Source organism: Ruegeria sp. HKCCD6157, assembly GCF_013110685.1.
Taxonomy (GTDB): domain Bacteria; phylum Pseudomonadota; class Alphaproteobacteria; order Rhodobacterales; family Rhodobacteraceae; genus Ruegeria.
Window position 1 is genome coordinate 1,279,033 of record NZ_WVRB01000001.1, and the last position, 22,617, is coordinate 1,301,649.

At 59.6% G+C, this 22,617-nt stretch carries 18 protein-coding genes; 8 read left to right on the forward strand and 10 right to left on the reverse strand.

What is annotated here, in order from left to right; translation table 11 throughout:
* Positions 1-36: 36 nt before the first annotated feature.
* The 5 genes from trkA (at position 37) to GS612_RS06115 (ending at position 4,920) form a co-directional block, all read left to right on the forward strand.
* On the forward strand, positions 37-1,413 hold the full coding sequence (trkA, locus tag GS612_RS06095; protein WP_152458149.1) for a Trk system potassium transporter TrkA: 1,377 nt from the start codon (positions 37-39) through the stop codon (positions 1,411-1,413).
* Positions 1,413-2,951, forward strand: coding sequence for a TrkH family potassium uptake protein (locus GS612_RS06100; RefSeq protein ID WP_171115655.1), 1,539 nt, complete (start codon positions 1,413-1,415; stop codon positions 2,949-2,951). Before trkA ends, GS612_RS06100 begins: the two co-directional genes overlap by 1 nt.
* A 132-nt stretch (positions 2,952-3,083) precedes the next feature.
* A complete protein-coding gene (hfq, locus tag GS612_RS06105) occupies positions 3,084-3,323 on the forward strand; it encodes an RNA chaperone Hfq (RefSeq protein ID WP_005982826.1) in 240 nt (79 codons plus the stop codon).
* Positions 3,323-4,594: a GTPase HflX gene (hflX, locus tag GS612_RS06110; protein WP_171639398.1), complete on the forward strand. Its 1,272-nt coding sequence runs from the start codon at positions 3,323-3,325 to the stop codon at positions 4,592-4,594. The genes hfq and hflX overlap by 1 nt, the downstream gene beginning before the upstream one ends.
* A gap of 20 nt (positions 4,595-4,614) precedes the next feature.
* Positions 4,615-4,920, forward strand: coding sequence for a putative quinol monooxygenase (locus GS612_RS06115; RefSeq protein ID WP_171639399.1), 306 nt, complete (start codon positions 4,615-4,617; stop codon positions 4,918-4,920).
* A gap of 1 nt (position 4,921) precedes the next feature.
* On the opposite strand, the gene GS612_RS06120 is transcribed toward GS612_RS06115, so the two are convergent.
* The 4 genes from GS612_RS06120 to hemB form a co-directional block, all read right to left on the reverse strand.
* Positions 4,922-5,317: a nuclear transport factor 2 family protein gene (locus GS612_RS06120; protein WP_171639400.1), complete on the reverse strand. Its 396-nt coding sequence runs from the start codon at positions 5,315-5,317 to the stop codon at positions 4,922-4,924.
* A 109-nt stretch (positions 5,318-5,426) separates the two neighbouring features.
* Positions 5,427-7,889, reverse strand: a complete 2,463-nt coding sequence (locus tag GS612_RS06125) for a penicillin acylase family protein (protein ID WP_171639401.1) — start codon at positions 7,887-7,889, stop codon at positions 5,427-5,429.
* Positions 7,890-8,057: 168 nt separating this feature from the next.
* Entirely contained in the window at positions 8,058-8,633 is a 576-nt protein-coding gene (locus tag GS612_RS06130; RefSeq protein WP_171228223.1) for a YSC84-related protein, read from the reverse strand.
* A gap of 141 nt (positions 8,634-8,774) precedes the next feature.
* Positions 8,775-9,773, reverse strand: a complete 999-nt coding sequence (gene hemB / locus GS612_RS06135; RefSeq protein WP_171231541.1) for a porphobilinogen synthase — start codon at positions 9,771-9,773, stop codon at positions 8,775-8,777.
* A 120-nt stretch (positions 9,774-9,893) separates the two neighbouring features.
* Between hemB and GS612_RS06140 the strand changes: the two genes are divergently transcribed.
* Both GS612_RS06140 and mfd read left to right on the forward strand, forming a co-directional pair.
* Entirely contained in the window at positions 9,894-10,418 is a 525-nt protein-coding gene (locus GS612_RS06140) for a component of SufBCD complex (RefSeq protein WP_152458141.1), read from the forward strand.
* A gap of 21 nt (positions 10,419-10,439) precedes the next feature.
* On the forward strand, positions 10,440-13,898 hold the full coding sequence (gene mfd, locus GS612_RS06145) for a transcription-repair coupling factor (RefSeq protein WP_171639402.1): 3,459 nt from the start codon (positions 10,440-10,442) through the stop codon (positions 13,896-13,898).
* A gap of 142 nt (positions 13,899-14,040) precedes the next feature.
* Here the strand turns inward: mfd and GS612_RS06150 are convergent, their stop codons facing one another.
* The 4 genes from GS612_RS06150 to GS612_RS06165 form a co-directional block, all read right to left on the reverse strand.
* The gene (locus tag GS612_RS06150) at positions 14,041-15,699 is read right to left on the reverse strand and encodes a tetratricopeptide repeat protein (RefSeq protein WP_171639403.1); all 1,659 of its coding nucleotides are present in this window, start codon (positions 15,697-15,699) and stop codon (positions 14,041-14,043) included.
* A gap of 58 nt (positions 15,700-15,757) precedes the next feature.
* Positions 15,758-16,966, reverse strand: coding sequence for a multidrug effflux MFS transporter (locus GS612_RS06155; RefSeq protein WP_171204855.1), 1,209 nt, complete (start codon positions 16,964-16,966; stop codon positions 15,758-15,760).
* Between the two features lie 76 nt (positions 16,967-17,042).
* On the reverse strand, positions 17,043-17,702 hold the full coding sequence (locus GS612_RS06160) for a DsbA family oxidoreductase (RefSeq protein ID WP_171639404.1): 660 nt from the start codon (positions 17,700-17,702) through the stop codon (positions 17,043-17,045).
* Positions 17,699-19,216 carry a class I adenylate-forming enzyme family protein gene (locus tag GS612_RS06165; protein ID WP_171639405.1) on the reverse strand — a complete coding sequence of 506 codons (1,518 nt, stop codon included), beginning with the start codon at positions 19,214-19,216 and terminating at the stop codon, positions 17,699-17,701. Before GS612_RS06165 ends, GS612_RS06160 begins: the two co-directional genes overlap by 4 nt.
* 64 nt (positions 19,217-19,280) lie before the next feature.
* Here GS612_RS06165 and GS612_RS06170 point away from each other — a divergent pair, with 64 nt between their 5' ends.
* Positions 19,281-19,904 carry a helix-turn-helix domain-containing protein gene (locus tag GS612_RS06170; protein ID WP_171167898.1) on the forward strand — a complete coding sequence of 208 codons (624 nt, stop codon included), beginning with the start codon at positions 19,281-19,283 and terminating at the stop codon, positions 19,902-19,904.
* Here the strand turns inward: GS612_RS06170 and GS612_RS06175 are convergent.
* Together GS612_RS06175 and GS612_RS06180 are read right to left on the reverse strand one after the other, a co-directional pair.
* Complete coding sequence (locus GS612_RS06175; protein ID WP_170344111.1) at positions 19,893-20,132, reverse strand: hypothetical protein; 240 nt, start codon at positions 20,130-20,132, stop codon at positions 19,893-19,895. The genes GS612_RS06170 and GS612_RS06175 overlap by 12 nt on opposite strands.
* 558 nt (positions 20,133-20,690) lie before the next feature.
* Positions 20,691-22,508 (reverse strand): extracellular solute-binding protein, encoded by a 1,818-nt coding sequence (locus GS612_RS06180; protein WP_171639406.1) that lies wholly within the window; start codon positions 22,506-22,508, stop codon positions 20,691-20,693.
* Positions 22,509-22,617 lie beyond the last annotated feature (109 nt).

Genomic DNA, 22,617 nt, shown 5'->3' on the forward strand with positions numbered 1-22,617 from the left:
TGTCATTCAATCCTTTCAGGCAGAAGGGCCAGAAGCATGAAGGTCATTATTTGCGGTGCTGGTCAGGTCGGCTGGCAGATCGCGCGGCATCTTTCGGGCGAGCTGAACGATGTTACCGTCGTGGACAACAATCCCGACCTCGTAAGGCGGGCGACTGAAACGCTTGATGTGCAGGGGATCGCCGGGTTTGCAAGTTATCCGGACGTGCTGGAACGGGCAGGGGCCCGTGACGCTGACATGATCATTGCCGCCACCCATTCGGATGAGGTGAACATGGTCACCTGCCAGATGGCGCATTCGGTCTTTTCGATCCAGCGCAAGATCGCGCGCCTGCGGTCGAAATCCTACCTCGAGGCGATTCACTCGGATTTGTACCGTCGTGATCATCTGCCGATTGATGTGGTGATCAGCCCCGAACGCGAAGTTGCCGCCGCCGCCATGCGCCGCCTGTCCGCCCCATCCGCCTTTGACACCGAGATTTTCATGGACGGTAAGGCGCAGCTGCTTGGGGTGCGGGTGGAAGAGGATTGCCCGATCGTGAATACACCGTTGCGTCAGCTGACGGATCTGTTCTCGACCCTCAGTTCCATCGTGGTTGGGGTGCGGCGCGAAGGCACGCTGTTCGCTCCCGAATCCGAGGATCAGCTGTTCGTGGGCGATGAATGCTATGTCTTCACCAACGTCAAGGACGTGGATCGCACCATGGAGGTGTTCGGCAAGGCGCAGAAGCGGCAGGATCGCGTGGTGATCGTGGGCGGCGGAAATGTCGGGCTGGAAGTGGCCAGAACGCTGGAAGAACGCGAAAGCCGCGTGCGGGCCAAGATCATCGAACGCGACCGCCATTGCGCTGAACTTGCCGCCGAGGCTCTGGAACGGACGATCGTGCTGCATGGCGACGGGCTGGATGCCGGGTTGCTGAGCGAAGCGGGGATCGAGCGGGCCGATGCGATGCTGGCAGTTACAGATGACGACCGTACGAACATGCTGGCTGCGGTGCGTGCCAAGGCCGAAGGCTGCGCTCTGGCGATTGCATTGATCAACGATCCCAGCATGGTGGCCCTGATGGGGCCTTTGGGGATCGATGCCTATATCAACCCGCGGGCCACGACCGTCAGTTCGATCCTGCGGCACATCCGGCATGGACGGGTGCGTCAGGTCTATTCCATAGGGGACGCCGAGGCCGAGGTGATCGAGGCCGAGGTTCTGTCAACCTCGCCTATGGCCGGGCAACGTCTGCGCGATATCGACTTTCCCGAGGGGGTGCTTGTGGGCGCGGTCCGCAAGGGAGACGAGGTTTTGCGACCGACAGGCAGCCTGCGGATCGATGAAAAAGATGTGGTCGCAATCTTTGCCATGGCCAAGGACGTACCAGAGGTTGAACGCCTGATGCAGGTTTCAATCGATTTCTTCTGATGGCGCATGCAGGGACACAACAGGTTGGATTGTTGCGGCGGTTGCCGTTGTTCCTGCTGATCTGGGGCATTGCATCCCTGACCATGTGGATTCCAGCGATCTATGCGTTGGCTCTGGACGATCACGACACGTCACGATCCTTTCTGTATTCCGGGATCTTGGGCTTGTTTCTGGTTGCCACCATTGCGATGGCGTCCTCCAACCGCATACCCCGGCGCGGCACGTTGGGGCAGCTGGCGGTGATGCTGGCCTGTTTCACGCTGCTACCCATCTTTCTGGCGATCCCATTTCACGACGCACTTGGAACGACCACCTTTCTGAACGCCTATTTCGATATGGTCAGCTCTCTGACGACCACGGGGGCGGACCTGTTTCCAGATCCGGCCCGCCTGACGGCCCCGTTGCATTTGTGGCGCGCCATGGTCGGTTGGATGGGCGGCCTGCTTATGTGGATCGCCGCTGCGGCGATCCTTGCGCCGCTGTCGCTTGGTGGGTTCGAGGTCACTGCCAAAGGCCAGCCGGGGCGCCCGGTGTCAGGGGTGGCACAGAGCGAGCGCGTGGACCCGCGAGGCCGTCTGATCCGTGTCGCCAGGACCCTGACGCCAGTCTATGTCGGGCTGACGACCGTGATCTGGGTTCTTCTGTTGATCGCCGGTGAAGTCGGTCTGACGGCCGTGTGCCATGCGATGGCAGTGATGGCCACGTCCGGAATCTCTCCGGTAGGCGGCATGGAGGGGGCGCAGGCCGGGTTTACGGGCGAAGCCATCCTGTTTCTGTTCCTGTTTTTTGCTCTCTCGCGTCTGACTTTTTCGAAGGATACCGCGACAACAGGCTATTCCCGTCTGGATACGGACCCAGAGTTTCGCATCGGTCTGATGATTGTCCTTGCTGTCGCAATCCTGTTGTTCTTCCGGGTTGTCGCGGGCGTGACGGAAATCGGTGGTCAAATGGAACCAATGCAGGCGTTGCAAGTCATCTGGGGGATGCTGTTCACCGTTCTGGCTTTCCTGACGACGGCCGGATTCGAAAGCGCGAACTGGAACGACGCACAGCAACTGTCGGGTTTGGGAACGCCCGGTTTGCTGTTGATGGGGCTGGCATTGATCGGCGGAGGCGTCGCGACGACGGCCGGAGGGGTCAAGCTGTTGCGGGTCTTCGCGCTGTATCTGAATGGCGCACGAGAGATCGACCGCCTGATCTATCCCTCGTCCGTCAGCGGTGCAGGGGGTGGCAATCGCCGCATTCAAAGCGACGGGGCGTTCATCGCCTGGATCTTTCTGATGCTTTTTGCGCTGACCCTTGCGGTATTCAACCTATTGCTTGCGGCGATGGGGTCCGGATTCGAACAGGCCATGGTGCTGAGCGTGGCCACACTCAGCACGACGGGGCCGTTGATCGAGTTGGCCACCGACGTTCCAATTCGCCTGATCGATCTTTCTGCCAGCGCCAAGCTGACGCTGTGCGCGGCCATGGTCATCGGGCGTCTGGAAACGCTGGCGATCATTGCCCTGATCACCCCGTCGCTTTGGCGGGATTGAGCCGGGCACATCATGCGGCGGCTAACGCCTGATTTTTCATCTGGAATATCTGTGCGTAGCACTCCATACTCTGCCGGAGGGAGCGCGTTGGTCCGCAGCGCGTAGCAAGAACAATGGCGAGATTATAAAAATATGGCTTCGGACAGACAGAATCTTCAGGATGCCTTCCTGAACAATGTACGGAAAGCTAAGGTTCCGGTCACGATTTTCCTGATCAACGGTGTGAAATTGCAGGGTGTCATCACCTGGTTCGACAATTTCTGCGTATTGTTGCGCCGCGACGGACAGTCGCAGCTGGTCTACAAACACGCGATTTCGACCATCATGCCGTCACAGCCGATCAACCTGTATGAGGGCGAAGACGCCTCTTGATGGAACATGAGCGGGCGCGCACCCGGGCCTGGGTGCTGCATCCCGAAATCAAATCAGACGAACAGCGCCGTGTCCCCGAACCGGCGCTGGAAGAGGCGGTGGCACTGGCCGCCGCATTGCCCGATCTGGACGTGATCGGGTCAGAAGTCGTGCGACTTCAACGCGCGCAGGCCGGGTATTTGTTCGGCAGCGGAAAGATTGAAGAACTTGGTGCGCGTTTTCGCGACAACGAGGTTGAGCTGGTTCTGATCGACGGGCCGGTGACCCCGGTGCAGCAGCGCAATCTGGAAAAGGCTTGGAAGGTCAAGATCCTCGATCGGACCGGGTTGATCCTTGAGATTTTCAGCGATCGCGCCCGCACGCGGGAAGGGGTGTTGCAGGTCGAGATGGCCGCGCTCAGCTATCAGCGGACGCGGCTGGTACGGGCGTGGACACACCTTGAACGTCAGCGCGGTGGTTTGGGATTTGTCGGCGGACCCGGCGAAACTCAGATCGAAGCCGACCGCCGCGCCATTGACGAGCAACTGGTACGCTTGCGGCGGCAGTTGCAGAAGGTGGTCAAGACCCGGACACTGCACCGGGCCGCCCGGGCCAAGGTGCCTTATCCAATCGTCGCACTCGTCGGGTATACGAACGCAGGGAAATCGACGCTGTTCAATCACCTGACCGGGGCCGAAGTGATGGCCAAGGACATGCTGTTCGCCACGCTGGATCCGACCATGCGCCGCGTACAGTTGCCCGACGGCCCCGAAGTGATCCTGTCGGACACGGTGGGCTTTATCTCGAACCTCCCGACCGAGCTTGTGGCAGCTTTCCGGGCCACGCTGGAAGAAGTCCTGGGTGCCGACCTGATCGTCCATGTGCGTGATATCAGCCACGAGGAAACCGAGGCGCAGGCGCAGGATGTCGAGGCGATCCTGACCTCGCTCGGCGTCGGCGAAGAGAGGCCTCGGCTTGAGGTCTGGAACAAGATAGACCTGCTGAGCGCCGATGAGCGCGAGGCAACGCTGGCGCGGGCGGACCGAGATCCTGAGATATTCGCGATTTCGGCTGTAACCGGGGAAGGCATCGCGCCGTTGCTGTCCGAGATTGCGATGCATCTGCAAGGTGCTCGGCGTGAGGCGGTATTGGATCTGTCTTTCTCTGACGGGGACAAGCGGGCCTGGTTGTTCCGCCAGGATGTGGTGCGCACAGAAGAACAGACCGATGACGGTTTCCGCATCACGGTATTGTGGACCGATAAACAGGCGGCTCAGTTTGACTCGTTGTAGATTTGGGGACAGCGCTGCCCATGTCTGACAAGCCGGACCAAAGAGTGTTCCTGACCGGCCATATCGATGTGCCTGTAGACCGGCTGGAAGAGGTGCGCGCGGCGTTGCCGGACCATGTAAAACTGACCCGGGCGGAACAGGGCTGCATATCCTTCGACGTGATCGAGGATCAGTCCCGTCCGGGTCGGTTCAACGTGTCAGAAGTGTTTTCAGATCAGCAGGCTTTCGATGCACATCAGGCCCGAACACGGGCGTCTGACTGGTCGCGGGTCACTCAGGGGATACCGCGGGACTACAGGATAGAACGCGCATCCAGCGGACGGTGAGTCAGGCCCCGTCTATCTGCCGTTGATGGTCGTCCGCGTCGAACCAGCCCGATGATGATTGTACAAAGTAATCTGACGTCAGTTCCCACTCTTCCCAGCCGCGCGCTATGACGTGATTGCCGGTTACGGAATGGTGCCCTTCGCGGGTCCAGACGAATATGGCATGAGATCCGGCCCATCGCATCATGTCGCAACGCAGCTCGAGATCCGGAAAATCCGCGTAAAAACTCCGGGCCATGTCGGCGATCGCCGCGCGCCCCTCGATCGGGTCGCCCCGGTTGATGGTGACCTGCCCGTTTGACGCGAAGAAGCCGGCAACCGCGTCGGGGTCACCCGAGCTCCAGGCTATTGCGTAGTCTCGCGCGAGGTTATTCAGAGTATCCCGAATGCTGGCCATACTCGCCCCCTTTTGGTCCCACATGATCGGTGCCGTCATGTTAGGCGAATAAAGCTGTGGGTGCCACGATGCCCCCGCGAACAGGGCGGGGACTTGCCGAATAGGCGGATTATCGCGGGATCAGATTGGTTACCCCGACAGCCGCAGCGCGGGCCAGGTCAAGATCCAGTGACATGGGTATGTATTCGCCACGCCGCCACAGCTGCGCCTGATCGTCATAGTAACGCGACAGGAAATGACCCGATTGCCCGGTCGCTGTAATGAAGACCGAGCTGTTTGGGTCGGCAAAGTCATAAACCCCGCGATACCCGGCGCCGTGCACATTCTGGAACGGATCAGGCCCTTCCCCCGATGTTCGACCACGCAGCAATGTGTTGTCGCCGCCGCTGGTCGATTGGCGAATGTTCACAAAAAACCGCAATATCGGGACAGAGCCCAGCACGGGGTGATCATGAGTTGCCTGATGCGCGTCGCCCCAACGAAGGGATTCAAGCGCGCTGCCATATCGTTCAGAGATCCAGATCAGCGCGTCGTCCAGCGCAAGCCGCGCCATCTCGGTGCATGTCTCGACCGGTGCGCTTTGGATCACGTCGCACCAGACACCCGCGCCGTCAATGTCGCGATAGACCCGTTCGATGAACAGCGGTTCGACATGTTTGTATTCACTGGCCAGAGGCCCAAGCTCGTCCGAGATCAGCCGGATTTGCAGCGCACGCAGCCAGGCCGCATAGATCAACGGCTCGGGCAGGTGTTCGTTCATCTCACCGTTCCAGTCCGCCAGCAGCGACAGCGCGATCTGGCGCTGGCGTTCCGGCGTTCCTTCGGGGGCCGAAGCCCCGGTGAACCAAAGATCGGCACCGATCAGCGGCAGCAGGGACCGCGCGGTAAAGCTGACCGTGTCCAGCTGTGCCTCGATAAAGCTGTCGCGGGTATGCACCTCGCGCGATTGCATCAGGCGCTCCCAACGATGCACGCGCTGCGTATCGCCCCATTCATACGAGACGTGATCCGGGAAGGGGCGGTCGATGATCTTGTTGTTCGTGTTGCCCAGAACCCCGCCGACGGGGGCCACGAATTCCGGGTTGTCGGCATAGGGCAGGCGGCCTTGCCAGCGATTGGCCTCGATCCAGCCGGGCGAGGGGATGCGCCCCCTACTTTGATTTAGCAGATCACGCCGAGGCATGGCGCCGATCAGCTTCATCCCGATGGTCGCCTTGTCGACCAGCGACAGGTTCTGAGAAGGCGCGATGAACTGCTCACCTACCGCGATGGCCTGCGCCACGTTGTCGGCGTTCATCAGCGCCATGGACGCCGACATCGACGTGTCCTGCGGGCTGAGCGCCGTCCAGGACAGCGATGCCACATGGCCCGGCGGCGTGATGGTTTCCAGCTTGTAATCCGTGCCCGGCAGCACCGGCCCATTGTCCGTCCAGCGCAGGGTCAGCGTTACCGGAGCTTCCCCCTTGATCTCGATGATCGAAGGGCGGGTCTGGAATTCCTTGAAGCCGGTCGGGGTCAGGTACTCCTCGGGATTGTCAGGATTCAGCTGCTCGATATGAACGTCCTGATCGTCAAGATACGAGGATGTAAGCCCCCATCCCAGCCGGTCGCTGCGTCCGGTCATGATGGCGGGCACACCGGGGATCGAGGCCCCGATGACACCGCCTTTTTCCAGGCCAAGATGTGCCAGGTACCAAATCCCGGGCGCAGTGAAACCCAAATGAGGGTCGTTGGCCAACAGGGTTCCGCCACTTGCAGAACGTGACGGCGCGGCGGTCCAGGCGTTAGAAGCTCCGGCCAGACCGCGTTTGGGAAGGGGCGAAAGAGGTGTGTCGGGAAAGTCCGTTCCCGCTGCATACCGCGGAAGATTTGGGAACAGGGCGGCATATTCCGGCAACGCCGCGATGCCGGGTCCGGGAACGTCGGGCAGGATATCGGCCAGACGTTCGGGGTTGTTCAGCATCAGGGACGTACGCGCACGCAGAACTTCATCGGTCAGGTGGCCTGACAGTTGCAGCGCCATCAGCTTGATCACCGCGATGCTGTCACCCGGCTGCCAAGGCGAGACCGGGGCGTTGAACAGGAACATCTCGGGCGCGCCGCGACCCAGCGCCTCTTCGTTGATCTCGGTCAGGCGGGCATTGACCCCGGCGGAATAGGCGCGCAAGGCGGCCTTGGTATAATCGTCCTGCGCCTCGACCGAGCGGTGGGCCAGCCCGTAAAGGTCCAACCTGCGCAGCAGCTTGTCGATGTGAAGCGTACGCGGGCCAAAGACCTCGGACAGTCGGCCTTGCGCGGTGCGGCGCATGACAGTCATCTGCCAAAGTCGATCCTGTGCATGGGCATATCCCAAACCAAAGAACACATCGGGATCGGTCTGGCCCAGAATATGCGGCACGTTGGCGGTGTCGCGCACGATCTCGACCGGGGCGGTCAGACCGTCGACCTCAAGCGTTTGGTCATAGTCCGGCAGGGATTGGCTGGCCAGAAAATAGACAAGGCCCATGGCGGCGAGGATCAGGATGATCAGACCCGACGCGATGCGCACCAGCCAGCGGAAAACAAGACCCATTACTGCCCCTATTCTTGTTCAGATGAATGTTGCGCAGAGACTAGAGGATGGTCGGTCCGACCGAAAGAGGAACGCGGCAAGAACCTGCGCGGGAAGGGTTGAAATCAAATGCCCCGCCGCAGTGTTTCGCTGCGACGGGGCCGTGTGTGGGGGAAGTGGTAATCCGGGTTATGGGATGATGCGGGTGTATTTCGTACCTTCGACGGTCGCGCCGAATTTAAGGCCGGCCTGGCCAAAGACCACCGCCAGCACCGGCGAACGCAGTGTTGTCGTGTCCGTGGACAAGGAATTCCCGGTTGCGTCAACCACATATCCAATATCGGCGCCGGCTGTCCATCCGCTGGAACGGCGGAAATCGTTCAGCGCGTCTTCGGTCATGAAGAACAGGATATGCGCATATTGCTGCGCACCGATTTGCAGACCTGCGGTTCCGGAAACTGCGGAATAGTAATCGACCGTGGCGCCGTTGATGCGCAGCGCGCCTTGGCCATAGGCACCGCCAAAGAAGATCAATCCGGCGTCGGTGATCAGGGGCATAACCAACATGCCGTTGGCCTTGTTCGCGATTTCCACGGTATTGGGATACCGGCTGTACATTTCGGTCAGCGTGGCATCGACGCGGGCGTCGATCATGGCCGAGTTTGAATTGCCGACGCCGTTGCCGCAGGCGGCGGTCAGGGACAGGCCTGCCATGCCCAAGGCAAAGCCGCGACGGTTCAGTCGGGGGGAGTTGGAACTGCTCATGGTTTTTTCTCTGTAACTGTGCCTGATATGTCGGGTGATCCCGATCTTGCCGGCAAGGATACGCCGATTAGGGCGTTGTGTCACGGGAAAGCTGCCCGCTCAAGGGGGCTTGTCGGCGAAAAGTTGCGACTCTTCGGGGTTTTAGCCCTGTAGGATGCGGGCAACCTGAGGCGAGAAATAGGTCAGAATACCGTCGCACCCGGCGCGCTTGAAGGCCAGCAGGCTTTCCAGCATCGCCTTTTCTCCGTCGATCCAGCCATTCTGGGCGGCCGCCTGGATCATCGCGTATTCTCCCGAAACCTGATAGGCATAGGTGGGCGCACCAAAGCTGTCTTTCACACGACGGCAGATATCCAGATAGGGCATTCCGGGTTTGATCATCACCATGTCCGCGCCTTCGGTCAGATCGCGTTCGATCAGGCGCAGGGCTTCGTTCGAGTTGGCCGGGTCCATCTGATAGGTTTTCTTGTCACCGGTCAGCGCGCCCGAGGCGCCGACGGCGTCGCGGAAGGGGCCGTAAAAAGCGCTGGCGTATTTCGCGGCATAGCTGAGGATCATCACGTTGTGATGCCCGGCACCTTCCAATGCGCGGCGCATTTCCCCGATCCGGCCGTCCATCATGTCAGACGGTCCGATGATGTCGGCACCGGCATCGGCCTGGGCAAGGGTCATCTTGACCAACGCTTCGATGGTCTGATCATTCACGATCTCTCCGTCGACGACATAGCCGTCATGACCATTGATATTGTACGGGTCCAGCGCCACGTCCGTCATCACCGCAATGTCGGGGGCTGCCGCCTTGATCGCCCGAATGGCCCGGTTCGACAGGTTGTCGGGGTTCCAGGCCTCGGCGCAATCCTCGGTCTTGAGCGCGGAATCCGTGTAGGGAAAGATGCATATCGCCGGGATTCCAAGCGCTTGTGCTTCGACGGCCGCTTTTGCAATCAGATCCACCGACCGGCGAACCACGCCCGGCATCGAGGGAACAGGTTCTTCAACCCCTTCGCCGTCGCGGACGAAAACGGGCCAGATCAGGTCGTCCGTGGTCAAGGTGTTCTCGCGCACAAGTCCGCGGATTGCCCGGGATTGACGGGCACGCCGAAAGCGGGTCATGGGATAGGGGGCAATGGTCGGTTTCATGGCGCGTTCTCCTTGAACATTCGTGCATTGGGTGGCATGAATTCACAAAGGTCTCAAGGGTATCAATGGACGCGGCAGCGTGGCCAATCCTCCCTGAGTGGTTTGAATAAAGGGTTGGGTTTGGACTGGTACTCTTCGATCTTTGAAGTCATCGACATGCGCAGCTTTTCGAATCTCTGGTTCTGGATCGTGCTGGCGGTTGTCTGGTCTTCGGCGAGTCACTGGGTAATGGGCATTCCCTACGATCTGGTGGTGCGTGCCCGACGCATTGGCGGGCAGGTCGAGATCGACCTACTGGACATCGTTCGCATACACACCAACCGGATCCTGTTGATCGTCGACATGTCAGGCACCATCCTGTTGGCATTTGGGTGTTTTCTGTTCACAGGGCTGGCCACGCTTGGGTTCTATTACGGCGTCGAATTCGCGCAGGCCGTGTTCCTTCTTCTGTTTCCACTGACGCTTGTTCTGGTGGTGAACATCGTGCACGCGCGACGATTGCGGCGGCAGGAACTGACGCTCGAGTCCGTTTCGAAAACCATTGCGCGCTGCCGGCTCTATACCCAGATCATAGGCATGATCTCGATACTGGTCACTTCGTTCTGGGGCATGTATCAGAACATCTCGATTGGCGTTCTGGGATAGCAAAATCTGAAAGGCGAGGCGATGAAGGCTCCGAACCACGTGACAGTTGGCGGCGCCCCCGAAGGGTTTGACGCGCAGCTTGTGCTGAACGAAATCGCCCGCAGCAACGGGCCGGTGGCCCATGTCGCACGTGACGACAAGCGGATGGAGGCGATGCGCGCGGCGCTGGCCTTCTTTGCCCCTGACATGCCGGTCTTCGTGTTTCCGGGCTGGGATTGTCTGCCTTATGACCGGGTGTCACCCAATGCCGACATTTCAGCGGCCCGCGTTGCCACGCTGGCGGCTCTGGTTCACCAGATGCCGCAGAAATTCGTGTTGTTGACGACATTGAATGCGGCAACCCAACGCGTCCCGGCGCGAGACGTGCTGCGCGAAGCTGCGTTCACCGCCCGTGTCGATCAGCGCATAGATGAGGCCGCGCTACGTAACTTCCTGGTGCGCATGGGCTTCACGCAAAGCCCCACCGTGATGGAGCCAGGCGATTACGCCATTCGCGGCGGTATCATCGATATCTTCCCGCCGGGTGAATCGGGCCCCGTCCGTCTAGACCTGTTCGGAGACGTACTGGACGGCGCGCGCCGTTTTGATCCCGTGTCTCAGCGCACGACCGAAAAGCTGGACGTGGTTGAACTTGCGCCGGTGTCCGAGGTCATTCTGGATGATGCGGCCATCACGCGGTTCCGCCAGAACTATCGCATCGAATTCGGCGCCGCGGGCACGGATGATCCGCTCTACGAAGCGGTAAGTGCCGGTCGCAAGCATCAGGGTATCGAACATTGGCTGCCCTTCTTCCACGAGAAGCTTGAAACACTGTTTGATTATCTGCCGGATGCCACGATCACCGTCGATGATCAGGTTACACCGGCCAGATTGGCCCGATGGGAGACGATTGCCGATCAATACGAAACCCGGCGTCTGGCGCTGGAAAACCGATCCCGCATGGATACGGTCTATAAACCCACACCCCCAGGGCTGCTGTATCTGGATGATGCCGCGTGGGAGGCGGCTGTCGCGGGGCGGCGCGTCATGCAGTTCAGCCCCTTGCCACAGGCCTCGGGCCCGGGTGTCATCGATGCGGGCGGGCGGATCGGGCGCAACTTTGCCCCCGAACGTCAGCAGGAAAGCATCAGCCTGTTCGGTGCATTGGCCAGCCACATTACCGCCAAGCTCGACAAAGGTCCGGTGCTGATCGCGTCCTATTCAGAAGGTGCGCGCGAACGTCTGACCGGCCTGATCGAGGATGAAGGTCTGGCCGAGGCGATTCCCATTGCCAATGGAACGCACATCGGAAAGCGCGGCCTGCACCTTGCCGTCTGGGCGCTGGAACACGGTTTCGAGACCCCCGACCTTACGGTGATCGCCGAACAGGACGTTCTGGGCGACAGGCTGATCCGGCAACCCAAGAAGCGCCGCAAGGCCGAGAATTTCTTGACCGAGACCCAATCCCTCAGCCCCGGTGATCTAGTGGTGCATGTGGATCACGGCATTGGTCGATACATGGGGATGGAGGTCGTCACGGCCGCCGGTGCCGCCCATGAATGCCTGCTGCTGGAATATGCCGAGCAGGCAAAGTTGTACCTGCCGGTCGAAAACATCGAACTGCTGTCGAAATACGGCCATGACGAAGGGCTCTTGGATCGACTCGGCGGTGGCGCCTGGCAGGCCAAGAAGGCCAGGCTGAAAGAACGCATCCGCGAGATGGCCGACAAGCTGATCCGCATCGCGGCGGAACGTGCCTTGCGAAAAGCCCCCGTAATGGACCCTCCGCCGCACGCGTGGGAGGAGTTCAGCGCGCGTTTTCCCTATCAGGAAACCGATGACCAGTTGCGCGCCATCTCGGATGTGATGGAAGACATGCATTCTGGTGCACCCATGGATCGCCTGATCTGCGGCGATGTCGGTTTTGGCAAGACCGAGGTGGCGATGCGCGCCGCCTTTGTCGCCGCCATGTCCGGCGTGCAGGTTGCGGTCGTGGCACCGACAACACTGCTGGCCCGACAGCATGCCGCAAGCTTCAGGGAACGGTTCCGCGGCTTCCCTCTGGAAGTGCGGCAATTGTCGCGTTTCGTCTCGGCCAAAGAGGCGCAGCAGACACGTGAGGGGCTGGCGCGCGGAACGGTGGACATCGTGATCGGGACCCACGCGCTGTTGGCCAAGAACATACGGTTTCACAATCTGGGTCTGCTGGTCATTGACGAAGAACAGCATTTCGGCGTGGGACACAAGGAACGGCTGAAGCAACTGCGCAGTGACATCCATGTTCTCACCCTGACCGCAACCCCGATTCCGCGAACCTTGCAACTGTCGCTGACCGGGGTGCGCGATCTGTCGATCATCGGCACACCGCCCATCGACCGTCTGGCGATCAGAACCTATGTCAGCGAATTCGACGCGGTCACGATCCGAGAGGCGCTGCTGCGCGAACACTATCGCGGCGGGCAGAGTTTCTACGTGGTTCCGCGCATCTCGGATCTGCCCGAGATCGAGGAGTTCCTGAAAAGCCAGCTGCCGGAACTGACCTATGTGGTTGCACATGGCCAGATGGCGGCGGGTGAACTCGATGACCGAATGAACGCGTTTTATGACGGAAAGTATGATGTGCTGCTGGCGACGACAATTGTGGAAAGCGGTTTGGATATTCCGACTGCGAACACGATGGTCGTGCACCGCGCCGACATGTTCGGGCTGGCGCAGCTTTACCAGATCCGGGGCCGGGTGGGGCGGTCCAAAACCCGTGCCTATGCCTATCTGACCACCAAGCCGCGGCAGAAACTGACGGCTACGGCGGAGAAACGCCTGCGGGTTCTGGGCTCGCTGGACACGCTGGGCGCCGGGTTCACTCTGGCCAGCCAGGACCTCGACATTCGGGGCGCTGGCAATCTGCTGGGTGAGGAACAATCCGGTCAGATGCGCGATGTGGGCTATGAGCTTTATCAATCCATGCTGGAAGAAGCGATTGCCAAGATCAAGGCCGGCGAGATGGAAGGGCTGTCAGATGCTGACGACCAATGGGCCCCACAGATCAATCTGGGCGTGCCGGTTCTGATACCCGATGATTACGTACCCGATCTGGATGTTCGTCTCGGCCTCTACCGCCGCCTGTCGTCGCTTTCGACCAAGGTCGAATTGGAAGGTTTTGCCGCGGAATTGATCGACCGTTTCGGCAAATTGCCGAAAGAGGTGAATACCCTGATGCTGGTCGTGCGCATCAAGGCCATGTGCAAACGGGCGGGCATCGCCAAGCTGGACGGAGGCCCGAAAGGCGCGACGATCCAGTTCCACAATGACAAGTTCGCATCGCCTCAGGGATTGGTCGAATTCATTCAGAACCAGCGCGGCATGGCCAAGGTCAAGGATAACAAGATCGTCGTGCGCCGGGATTGGAAGAAAGACAGCGACAAGATCAAAGGGGCCTTTGCAATTGCCCGCGATCTTGCTGAAAAAGTGGTCGCGGAAAAGAAGAAGACCAAGGCTGGCTGATAAGCAAGTTGGGGCTCTGCCCCCGATGCGCGTTCCGCGCATCTCCCCCGGGATATTTGCGGCCAGATGAAGTCACGGATCCCAGCTTCATCTGGCTGAAAATATCCCCGCCGGAGGCATCGTGCGGCAGCGCGATCTCCCCCTATACACGCATTGCAGCCTGCGCGCAGAAGCAAGACGCTGCAACCGCCCGATCAGCGCGGGCCAAAGCCAAGTCGAGGCGTTGTTTGATCTGTCGGATTTCAACATCTTCCCCGCGGGCTTTGAGACAATCGTACAGCCCCTTCAGGCTCCAGACGTTGTCGGGATGGATCGAAGCGCGGCTGAGCGAGCCGCCAAGGCCAAGATCTTCGCGATAGACGGCTTCTGCTTCTGCCGCATGACCTTGTTCGAACAGCAATGCGCCAAGCGCGTGACGGGTGGGCTGCATCCAGCCCCAGGGCTCGTCATAGGGCAGGGTGTCGTCCAGTTCGACCGAGCGGCGCAGATGGGCAAAGGCGATCTCGAAATTGCCCTTTCGGTACTCGATCTCACCGCGCAGCATCTCCCCCGCGATTTCCAGCAGGTCGATCACGCGATTGTTGTGCAACCTGCGTGTTTCCGGAACGCATTCCCTGGCTGCCAGAAACAGGTTCTCTTCCGCTTCGGCATGGACAACGTCACCGGTTGCGGCATGTGCGATGGCGCGGGCGTAGTGGGTGGTGGCCGTCAGGGTGCGGTAGAGATCCGGATCGGAGGGCAGCTCCAGCGCCTTGGCCTCTTCCCAGCGGCCAAAGCGGATCAGGATGTGCGGCCCCATGGACATGTAGCTTTCGAAGTAATCCGCCATTGGGGGGCTTTCGATGCGCAGCATCTCCTCTGGTGTTGTATCCCACAAACCCTGATTGGCGTGCAGGGCAGGTTCGATCTGACCCAGAAACAGCGCGCCGTAGATGGCGAAGTGATAATTGTGTTGGCGGTAGCCGGTGTAGATATTGAACGCGCCTTCGCGTTCGTAATACTTCAGATCCGCATCCGAGGCTTTTTCGTTCCAATGCACCACGTTGTAATAATGGCCGCACAGCACATCAATATGTGTCGGCATATGCACAAGGTGCCCCGCATCAGGTACCAATGTGCGCAGGACATCACCGGCTTTCAGAGCTTTTTCCGGCGTGGGCGACATCTCCATCAGGTGAACATAAAGATGCAGCAAGCCGGGATGTGACATGGCGGCCGGATCGTTGGCCATGGCCCATTCCAACGCCTCTTGCGCTTCAAGCGTTGCAGCGCCTTCTGCCGGTTGGCCTGTTTGCAGGTCCCACATTTTCCAGGGCGTCAGGTTCAAAAGCGCCTCGACGTAGATCGTGCGCAGGTCCGCATGATCGCGGTGCGCGGCGAAGGCTGCGCGCATCGCTTCGGCAAAATCGTGATCCCACCGGTGCATGTCCTCTGCCGGATCTCGTTGCGGATAGCGCGAAGGGAGGGCTCGGATCAGAGCTTGCTCGACGGGCGTACAGCCGTCTGCCAATTGAAGGGCGTTTTGCATGGCATCATAGGCCAGCGCCAGCGCCTTGCGGCGACCCCGCTCGTCCTGCAAGTCCCATGGCAGGTTGTAATTCGGTCCCGCCGCGTAGGCGACGCCCCAATATGCCATGGCGCATTGGGGGTCATGTTCGACTGCGCGCTGGAAACAAACCACGGCTTCTTCGTGATTGTACCCATAGGTCCAGTTCAGGCCGCGGTCGAACCACAGCTGAGCCTCGGGAACGGAGGTCGTTACCGGACATGAATAGCTGCCCAGATCATAGTATTCGCGCATCAGAAGCCCTCCGCTTGGTTCAGGTCGAGGGTAGCGTGTTTCTGACGAGTCGCACAGATCAGGCTGGCAGACGTTCTTCAACGCGGCCCATGTGCAGCATAAGCCCGAAGGCCAGAATGCACATGCTCAGGATGCCGAAGGTCAAAGGCGCGATCGAACCGTCGAACAACAACCCGATCGGGGCGGCGATGGCAGCGGCCAGCACCGTCGATATCGATCCGATGACCGAGGCTGCCATTCCGGCAATATGCCCCATTGGCTCCATCGCGATGGCGTTCAGGTTGCCCAGCGTCACGCCGGCCATGAAAAACACCATGGTTTGCCAGAACACAAACAGCGCGAATGAGGCGTCTGGCGAAAGATGCGCGGCGTTCAGAGTCATGACAAAGGTGGTAATCACGATTTGCCCCCCCAGCGCCCATGTCACCATCCGGCGCATGCCCACACGCACCACTAGTGCCGCGTTCAGCAAACTGGCAGACCCGGACATCAGCGCCACGAACCCGAACCAGAACGGAAAGCTTTCGGCGCGGTCATGGATAACGTCATAAACGGGCTGAACCATTGTCAGCATGGTGAACAGCACCCCCATGCACAGGGTCTGAACCATGATCGAAAGGCGCACTGTCGGATGCGAGAACATTTCCTTCGTGGCCGAGAACATCAACGGAATGCGGAACGGACGACGGTTTTCACGGGCCAGAGATTCCGGCAACCGAACGCCCATCCAGGAAATGATGATCAACGCAAACAGAATGAAAGACACAAAGATCCCGCGCCATCCGAACAAAGCGATCACACCGGCGCCCAGCATCGGTGCCGCTGCGGGTACCAGTGTGAAAATCATCATCGCGATTGAGATGATACGCGCCATTTCGCGGCCTGAATACAAGTCGCGAATGATCGCCATGGCCACCACGCGCGGACCTGCGGCGCCCAGGCCCTGAACCACACGTGCAATCAAGACCAGTTCCAGTGAAGAACTGGCCCATGCGACAGCAGACGCCGCAATGTACAAAGCCGCGCCGCCGTAGATGACCGGCTTGCGTCCCAGCGCATCCGAAAGCGGGCCTGTGAAAAACGTGCCGATCCCCATGCCCAACACAAATGACGTCAGGATCAGTTGGGCACGGTTAACGTCATCGGGGCTGAGCTGCGCGCCGATCTCGGGCAGCGCAGGCAGCATTGAATCGATCGAAAACGCGATGGTGGCGAACATCATTGCAATCAGCGCAATGAATTCCGCCTTCGACATGCGATTGGCCATGAAGACCTCCTAACCCGTTCGCGCTATCACGGCGGGCCGGCATAGGCCAGACTGGAATTTTGCACAGACCTCTGTGCTATTCTGCAGGGGAAGCCTCAAGTTGAGACATGATCTCGGCGATCACTTTCTCCCACATTTCAGAAGGTTGGGCACCGGGAACTGCGTGTTGATTGGCGACAATGAAGGTTGGGACCGAGCTCACACCCATTTTGCGGGAATGAGCATCGCGGCTGCGGATATCCTCGCGGTCGGCGTCTGATTTCAGCAGCTTCATGACCACGGCGGCGTCCATTCCGGCGCTGTCCGCGATATCGGCCAAGACTTCGTGGTCGCCGATGTCGCGACCCTGCACGAAATAGGCGTCGAACAGCGCGTCGACGACGGCATTCTGCTTGCCTTCGATGCCAGCCCAATGGATCAGGCGATGCGCATCCAGCGTGTTGGGCGTGCGCTTCATAGCCTCGAAGTTGATGTTCAGACCGGCCTTTTCGGCATGTTCCACCACCGGCGCATAGGCGCGAACCGCGCCGTCCTTGCCGCCGAACTTGCGCTCGAGATATTCGCGCCGATCCATTCCCGCATCCGGCATGTCAGGATTCAACTGGAACGGATGCCATTCAATGACAAAGGGGTGGTCGGGTACGTTGGCCAGCGCCTTGTCCAGTTGAGTCTTGCCGATATAGCACCACGGGCAGATCGGATCGGACAGGATGTCGAGCTTGACGGTCTGGGTCATTTTGTTGGTGCCTCGAAATAGGCCGGCAGCGCCCGGCGCAGGAGTTTGCCATTTCCGCCGGTCGGCAGGGCGGGCAGATGGATGAAGGCGCGTGGTTGTTTGTAACGCGCCAGGTTGGCTTCGACATAGGTGCGCAAGGCCGCATCGTCCAGCTTTTCCGGGCCGGTATAGAAGGCCGCTATCACAAATGTGTCCGGTTTGACCTCGACCGCGGCGGCGCCGACCTGAGTGATGCCCGGAAAGCGGGACAGGGCGGCTTCGACCTCGACCGGGGACACGCGATAGCCACCCGCGTTCATCATATCGTCGTCGCGGCCCAGATAGCTGATCTGACCATCCACGGCCATGGCGCCCTGGTCGCCGGTCAGAAACCACTCTCCCTGCATCCGCGTTTCAACCTCTTCGGGTGCGTTGAGATAGGTCAGCATCAAGCCGGGGTCAGTGCGGTGAATGGCGATGGTGCCTTCTTGCCCCTTCGGCACCGGACCGTCCGGACCAAGGATCGCCACACGACGCCCCGGTTGCGGTTGCCCTAATGCGTCGCTGCGCGCGGGATGATCCGGACTGGAGGAAATGAAGGTAGAGCATTCGGACATGCCATAGGCTTCGAACAACTCGGTGCCGGTGGTCTCTCGCCATTGTTCGTGCAGCGCGCGCGACAGTTTCTCGCCCGCGCACAAGCCGTGGCGCAGGTCTGGCAGCTCCATCCGATCGCGCCCTTGCACCATCTTGCGATAAACCCCAGGGGCCGCTGCAAAGATCGTTGCGCGATGCTGGCGCAGCAGGGCAGGCAGGGCCGTGACTTCGGTGCCGGGCGCGGGGATCAGGGCAGTTGCGCCCATGGTCCATGGATCCATCAGGCCGGTGCCCAGCGTATAGGTCCAGTTGAATGCTCCGGCGTGACACAGCCGGTCGGTCTCGCGCAGACCATACCAGCCATCGACCATCATCTGCCGCGCCCAGATTGCCCGGTGGGCATGGGCCACGGCACGAGGCTTGCCCGAGGTTCCAGAGGTATAGACGACATAGGCCATACGTTCCGGATCGCCCATGGCAAATTCTGCCGGGGGCAGGCTTCGCATCGCTTTCAGTGCGTCCAGCCCGATCTGTTTGGAATGCGAGGCGCAGGCAACGCCCGGATCACGCAGAATCACCGCCGGAGAAAGCTCGTCGATCATCCTGGCGGTTTCGGGTTCCGTCAGTTGTGACGATGTCGGAACCGGCACGATGCCCACGGCAATTGCCCCCAGGTAGGCAATCGGGAAATCCACCGTGTTTCCCAGCCGCATCAGCGCGATATCACCGGGTTTCAACCCGGCCCGCAGCAATCCCGTGCCTGTGCCCAGCACAGCAGCTTTCAGATCGCGAAAGCTCCAATCCAGGGTATCGTTTTCACGTAAGACTGACAAAGCCACTTTATCTGGCGCGTGATCGGCGCGGCCCAGAACATGGGCCGCCAGATTGAATGGCGTGGGGCAGGGTGTGGGCGACCCCTGATCGAAGATTGACAACATGGCCTCTGGCTATCGCGCCGCCTGCCGCGTTGCAAGCATGGCTGGCCGGGCCTATAGAAGAGTCATGAGCACTCAAGATCCCAAATCTCTGATCCGAATTGCCCGCGACTCTGGCGACCATACCGAAGTCGAACCGCTGGACCTTGGCGCACGTGTGCGAGAGCTGCGCAAAGCGCGGGAATGGACATTGGAACAGGCCGCCAGTCAGGCCGGATTGGCACGCTCGACCCTCAGCAAGATTGAAAACGGGCAGATGTCGCCGACTTACGACGCGCTCAAGAAGCTTGCGACCGGGTTGGAGATCTCTGTTCCGCAACTGTTTACGCCGCCCCAACGCGATCAGGTGATCGGACGCATGGCGATCACCCGTGTGGGCGACGGCACGGCTCATGCCACCACAACCTATGAGCATGAGCTGCTGGCCGAAACCCTGACCAAGAAACAGATGCTGCCCTATCGTGCGCGGGTCCGCGCAAGATCAATGGATGAATTTGACGGCTGGGTGCGCCATGACGGCGAAGAATTCATGTATGTGCTGACCGGTGTCGTCAAGCTTTACACCGAGTTTTACGAGCCGGTTGAGATGCGCAGAGGGGACAGCGCGTATTACGACGGCAGCATGGGCCACAACGTGATTTCCGTCAGTGATGAAGACGCGACGATCCTTTGGGTTACATCACTTGCCTAAAGCGGTTCTGCTGAATTCCCGGTTCAGCCCTTCGGTGAACAGGAAATCTTCGACCTCTTCATGCGCCTCATTCATCGTAAGTTGGTGACGTTCGGCCAAATAGGCTTCAAACCCTTTTCGATCCTTCAACACGCGCATCATGTCCTTGTCACGCAGGTTCGGAAAACGCCGCTTTGCGCGTTCGCATGCCGCATTCCAGTCGTTTGTAAGATCGGTCCAGTTCATCATCAATGAGCTTCCCTTCGCAACGATTAGGACTGCTCTCCCCCGCTTCAGAGTACGGATAGGGTGCCGTTACGTAAGACATGACAAAATGTCGCAGCGCTGGACCTTGCCTTCTTGAGGGGAAAAGTGCCCGCTGCGAAGTTTCCGCAACGGGCCGACGGGCCTACATTTGGTGTGAGTGGTGGCGGGCCCGGTTGTTCTGTAATCCGCAGCGCCAGATTGTCCCGGCAGGCAGAGAGGCGGGGTCATCGCCAGCTTGTTATTAAGCTTAACTGCGCAAAATATATGCATATTTTCCAGACAAGTAAAACTGATTGTGGGTGTTTCTTTCCGGATCGCTTGCATGTGACGATGTTGGACCCTGATTACGATGCTTCCAATGCGGCCAAACGATATCTTGTGTGGGATGGCAATGTGCTGAAATTTGCCGATTGGTGGAAATTTCCTGAGCTCTGTTTGTATGAAACAGCTGGAACTTCAAGCTTCCGTCTTTCGGAAACTTCAATTGGAAAGACCAGCCGAATTCACATGTACAACGCCTGGTCTTGGGTTTGCGCCTTTTTACCGGGCGTCGTACCACCAGACTTCGGGCATGTACTGCGGACCGTCGCCATAGATAGGCAGGGTTTCCGGGTGCTTAAGCTCTTTGACATGCGCGATGCGCCCGATGTCAAAGCTCCAGATCGGGATGACATAGCGGCCTGCCGTCAATACCCGGTCCAGCGCGCGGGTGGCCGCGGTAAAATCCTCGCGGGTTTTTGAGGCCAGCATGGCATCGATCATGGCATCAACCGCGGGTGAAGATACGCCCATCAGGTTGCGAGTGCCGGGCGCATCGGCAGTTTCGCTGCCCCAATAAAGACGCTGCTCATTGCCGGGAGACAGGGAAAGCGCCCGGCGGAACATCGTGACGTCAAAGTCCAGTTCAGACGTGCGCCCGACATATTGGGCATTGTCGACCTGTTCCGTCGTGACCCGGATGCCGAGACGTTCCAGCGCGCGGGAATAGATCTCGACCACGGTTGCCATCTCGCTGTCACCCTGTTGAAGCAGGAAAGTCATCTGAAAGGGATCGCCATTTGCATTGCGCAGCACGCCATCCTGAACGGTCCAGCCTGACTCGGCCAATAGTCCGGCGGCCTTGCGGAGGTTTGCCCGGTTCCGGGCCGATCCGTCGCCTTTCGGCAGTTCATACCCTTCCAGCGTGCCGGGCAACAGGATGTCAGCGAAAGGAAGCAACAGGTCTTTTACCTGCCCCTGGGCCGGGCCGGGCTGCATCGCAAGGTCGGACCCCGAGAAATAAGACGTGATCCTTGGTTGCGCACCACCGGTTACCGTGTCGTTGATGAACTCGAAGTTGAACGCAAGCATCAGCGCTTCGCGCACGCGCCAGTCGTCGAACGGAGCCTTTCTTGTGTTCATCACGAACCCGGTCATTCCCGAAGGTTTTCCATGCGGAATTTCGGTCTTGATGACATCGCCGCGCTGCACGGCGGGAAAGTTGTATTGCGTGTCCCATTTGTCGGCGTTGAATTCACGCACGGCTGACAGCTCTCCGGCCTTGAAAGCTTCGAACAAGACGCTGCCGTCGCCGTAGAATTCGATCCGCAGCTCATCAAGGTTCATGGTGCCGCGGCGAAACGGGATGTCGTTCCCCCAATAGTCCGGATTGCGTCGCAGATTCACAAAGCGTCCCGCTTCGTAGCTTTCGATCACATAGGGGCCAGTTCCAATCGGTACATCATGAAGTTGCGCATCCGCGAAATCCTTGCCCTCCCATTGCGCCTTTTGCAGGATCGGACGCATCCCGGCCAGCAGCGCAAGCTCTCGGTCGGGTTCATTGAACGTGATCCGCACCGAACGCGGGCCGGTTTGTTCGATACTGTCGATCTTGCCCCAAAGACCGCGATAGCGCAGATGCCCCTGCGTGCCCAACGTTTCGTAAGACCAGATAACATCATCGATCGTGACCGGACTGCCGTCGGAAAACCGCGCCTCCTCCCGCAGGGTGAATTCGACCCAGGACCGGTCCGGATCGGTCTCAACTGATTCGGCTAACAGCCCGTAAAGTGTGAAAGGTTCGTCCCAGGATCGCCCCATCAGGCTTTCATGGGTCCAAAAAGGCAATTGCCATGGCGAGGTGCCTTTTTGCAAAAACGGGTTCAGGCTGTTAAAGCCGCCCGTGTTTCCGAACACGGCTTTGCCGCCTTTGGGTGCATCCGGGTTGGCGTATGGGAGCGACACAAAATCCGGTGGTAGGGCCGGGTCCCCATACATAGCTATGCCATGAGACGATTCTGCATGGGCGACAGAGATCACGAAAATGCTGGCGATTCCCGCCACAAGTGATCGAAACGGACGGAGAAAATCCGGGCTCATTTTGGAAACAATCCTGCTCTGGCCTTATTTTGTTGGTATTCACCGTAGTGATGATTTTTCTTATTATCAAACTTTTAGCTTGGACCAAGGCGCAGAATTGCTTATAAAG

Coding starts and splice junctions, on each gene's coding strand:
- trkA (WP_152458149.1), top strand. CDS start 37: ATGAAGGTCATTATTTGCGGTGCTGGTCAGGTCGGCTGGCAGATCGCG.
- GS612_RS06100 (WP_171115655.1), top strand. CDS start 1,413: ATGGCGCATGCAGGGACACAACAGGTTGGATTGTTGCGGCGGTTGCCG.
- hfq (WP_005982826.1), top strand. CDS start 3,084: ATGGCTTCGGACAGACAGAATCTTCAGGATGCCTTCCTGAACAATGTA.
- hflX (WP_171639398.1), top strand. CDS start 3,323: ATGGAACATGAGCGGGCGCGCACCCGGGCCTGGGTGCTGCATCCCGAA.
- GS612_RS06115 (WP_171639399.1), top strand. CDS start 4,615: ATGTCTGACAAGCCGGACCAAAGAGTGTTCCTGACCGGCCATATCGAT.
- GS612_RS06120 (WP_171639400.1), bottom strand. CDS start 5,317: ATGGCCAGCATTCGGGATACTCTGAATAACCTCGCGCGAGACTACGCA.
- GS612_RS06125 (WP_171639401.1), bottom strand. CDS start 7,889: ATGGGTCTTGTTTTCCGCTGGCTGGTGCGCATCGCGTCGGGTCTGATC.
- GS612_RS06130 (WP_171228223.1), bottom strand. CDS start 8,633: ATGAGCAGTTCCAACTCCCCCCGACTGAACCGTCGCGGCTTTGCCTTG.
- hemB (WP_171231541.1), bottom strand. CDS start 9,773: ATGAAACCGACCATTGCCCCCTATCCCATGACCCGCTTTCGGCGTGCC.
- mfd (WP_171639402.1), top strand. CDS start 10,440: ATGAAGGCTCCGAACCACGTGACAGTTGGCGGCGCCCCCGAAGGGTTT.
- GS612_RS06150 (WP_171639403.1), bottom strand. CDS start 15,699: ATGCGCGAATACTATGATCTGGGCAGCTATTCATGTCCGGTAACGACC.
- GS612_RS06155 (WP_171204855.1), bottom strand. CDS start 16,966: ATGGCCAATCGCATGTCGAAGGCGGAATTCATTGCGCTGATTGCAATG.
- GS612_RS06160 (WP_171639404.1), bottom strand. CDS start 17,702: ATGACCCAGACCGTCAAGCTCGACATCCTGTCCGATCCGATCTGCCCG.
- GS612_RS06165 (WP_171639405.1), bottom strand. CDS start 19,216: ATGTTGTCAATCTTCGATCAGGGGTCGCCCACACCCTGCCCCACGCCA.
- GS612_RS06170 (WP_171167898.1), top strand. CDS start 19,281: ATGAGCACTCAAGATCCCAAATCTCTGATCCGAATTGCCCGCGACTCT.
- GS612_RS06175 (WP_170344111.1), bottom strand. CDS start 20,132: ATGATGAACTGGACCGATCTTACAAACGACTGGAATGCGGCATGCGAA.
- GS612_RS06180 (WP_171639406.1), bottom strand. CDS start 22,508: ATGAGCCCGGATTTTCTCCGTCCGTTTCGATCACTTGTGGCGGGAATC.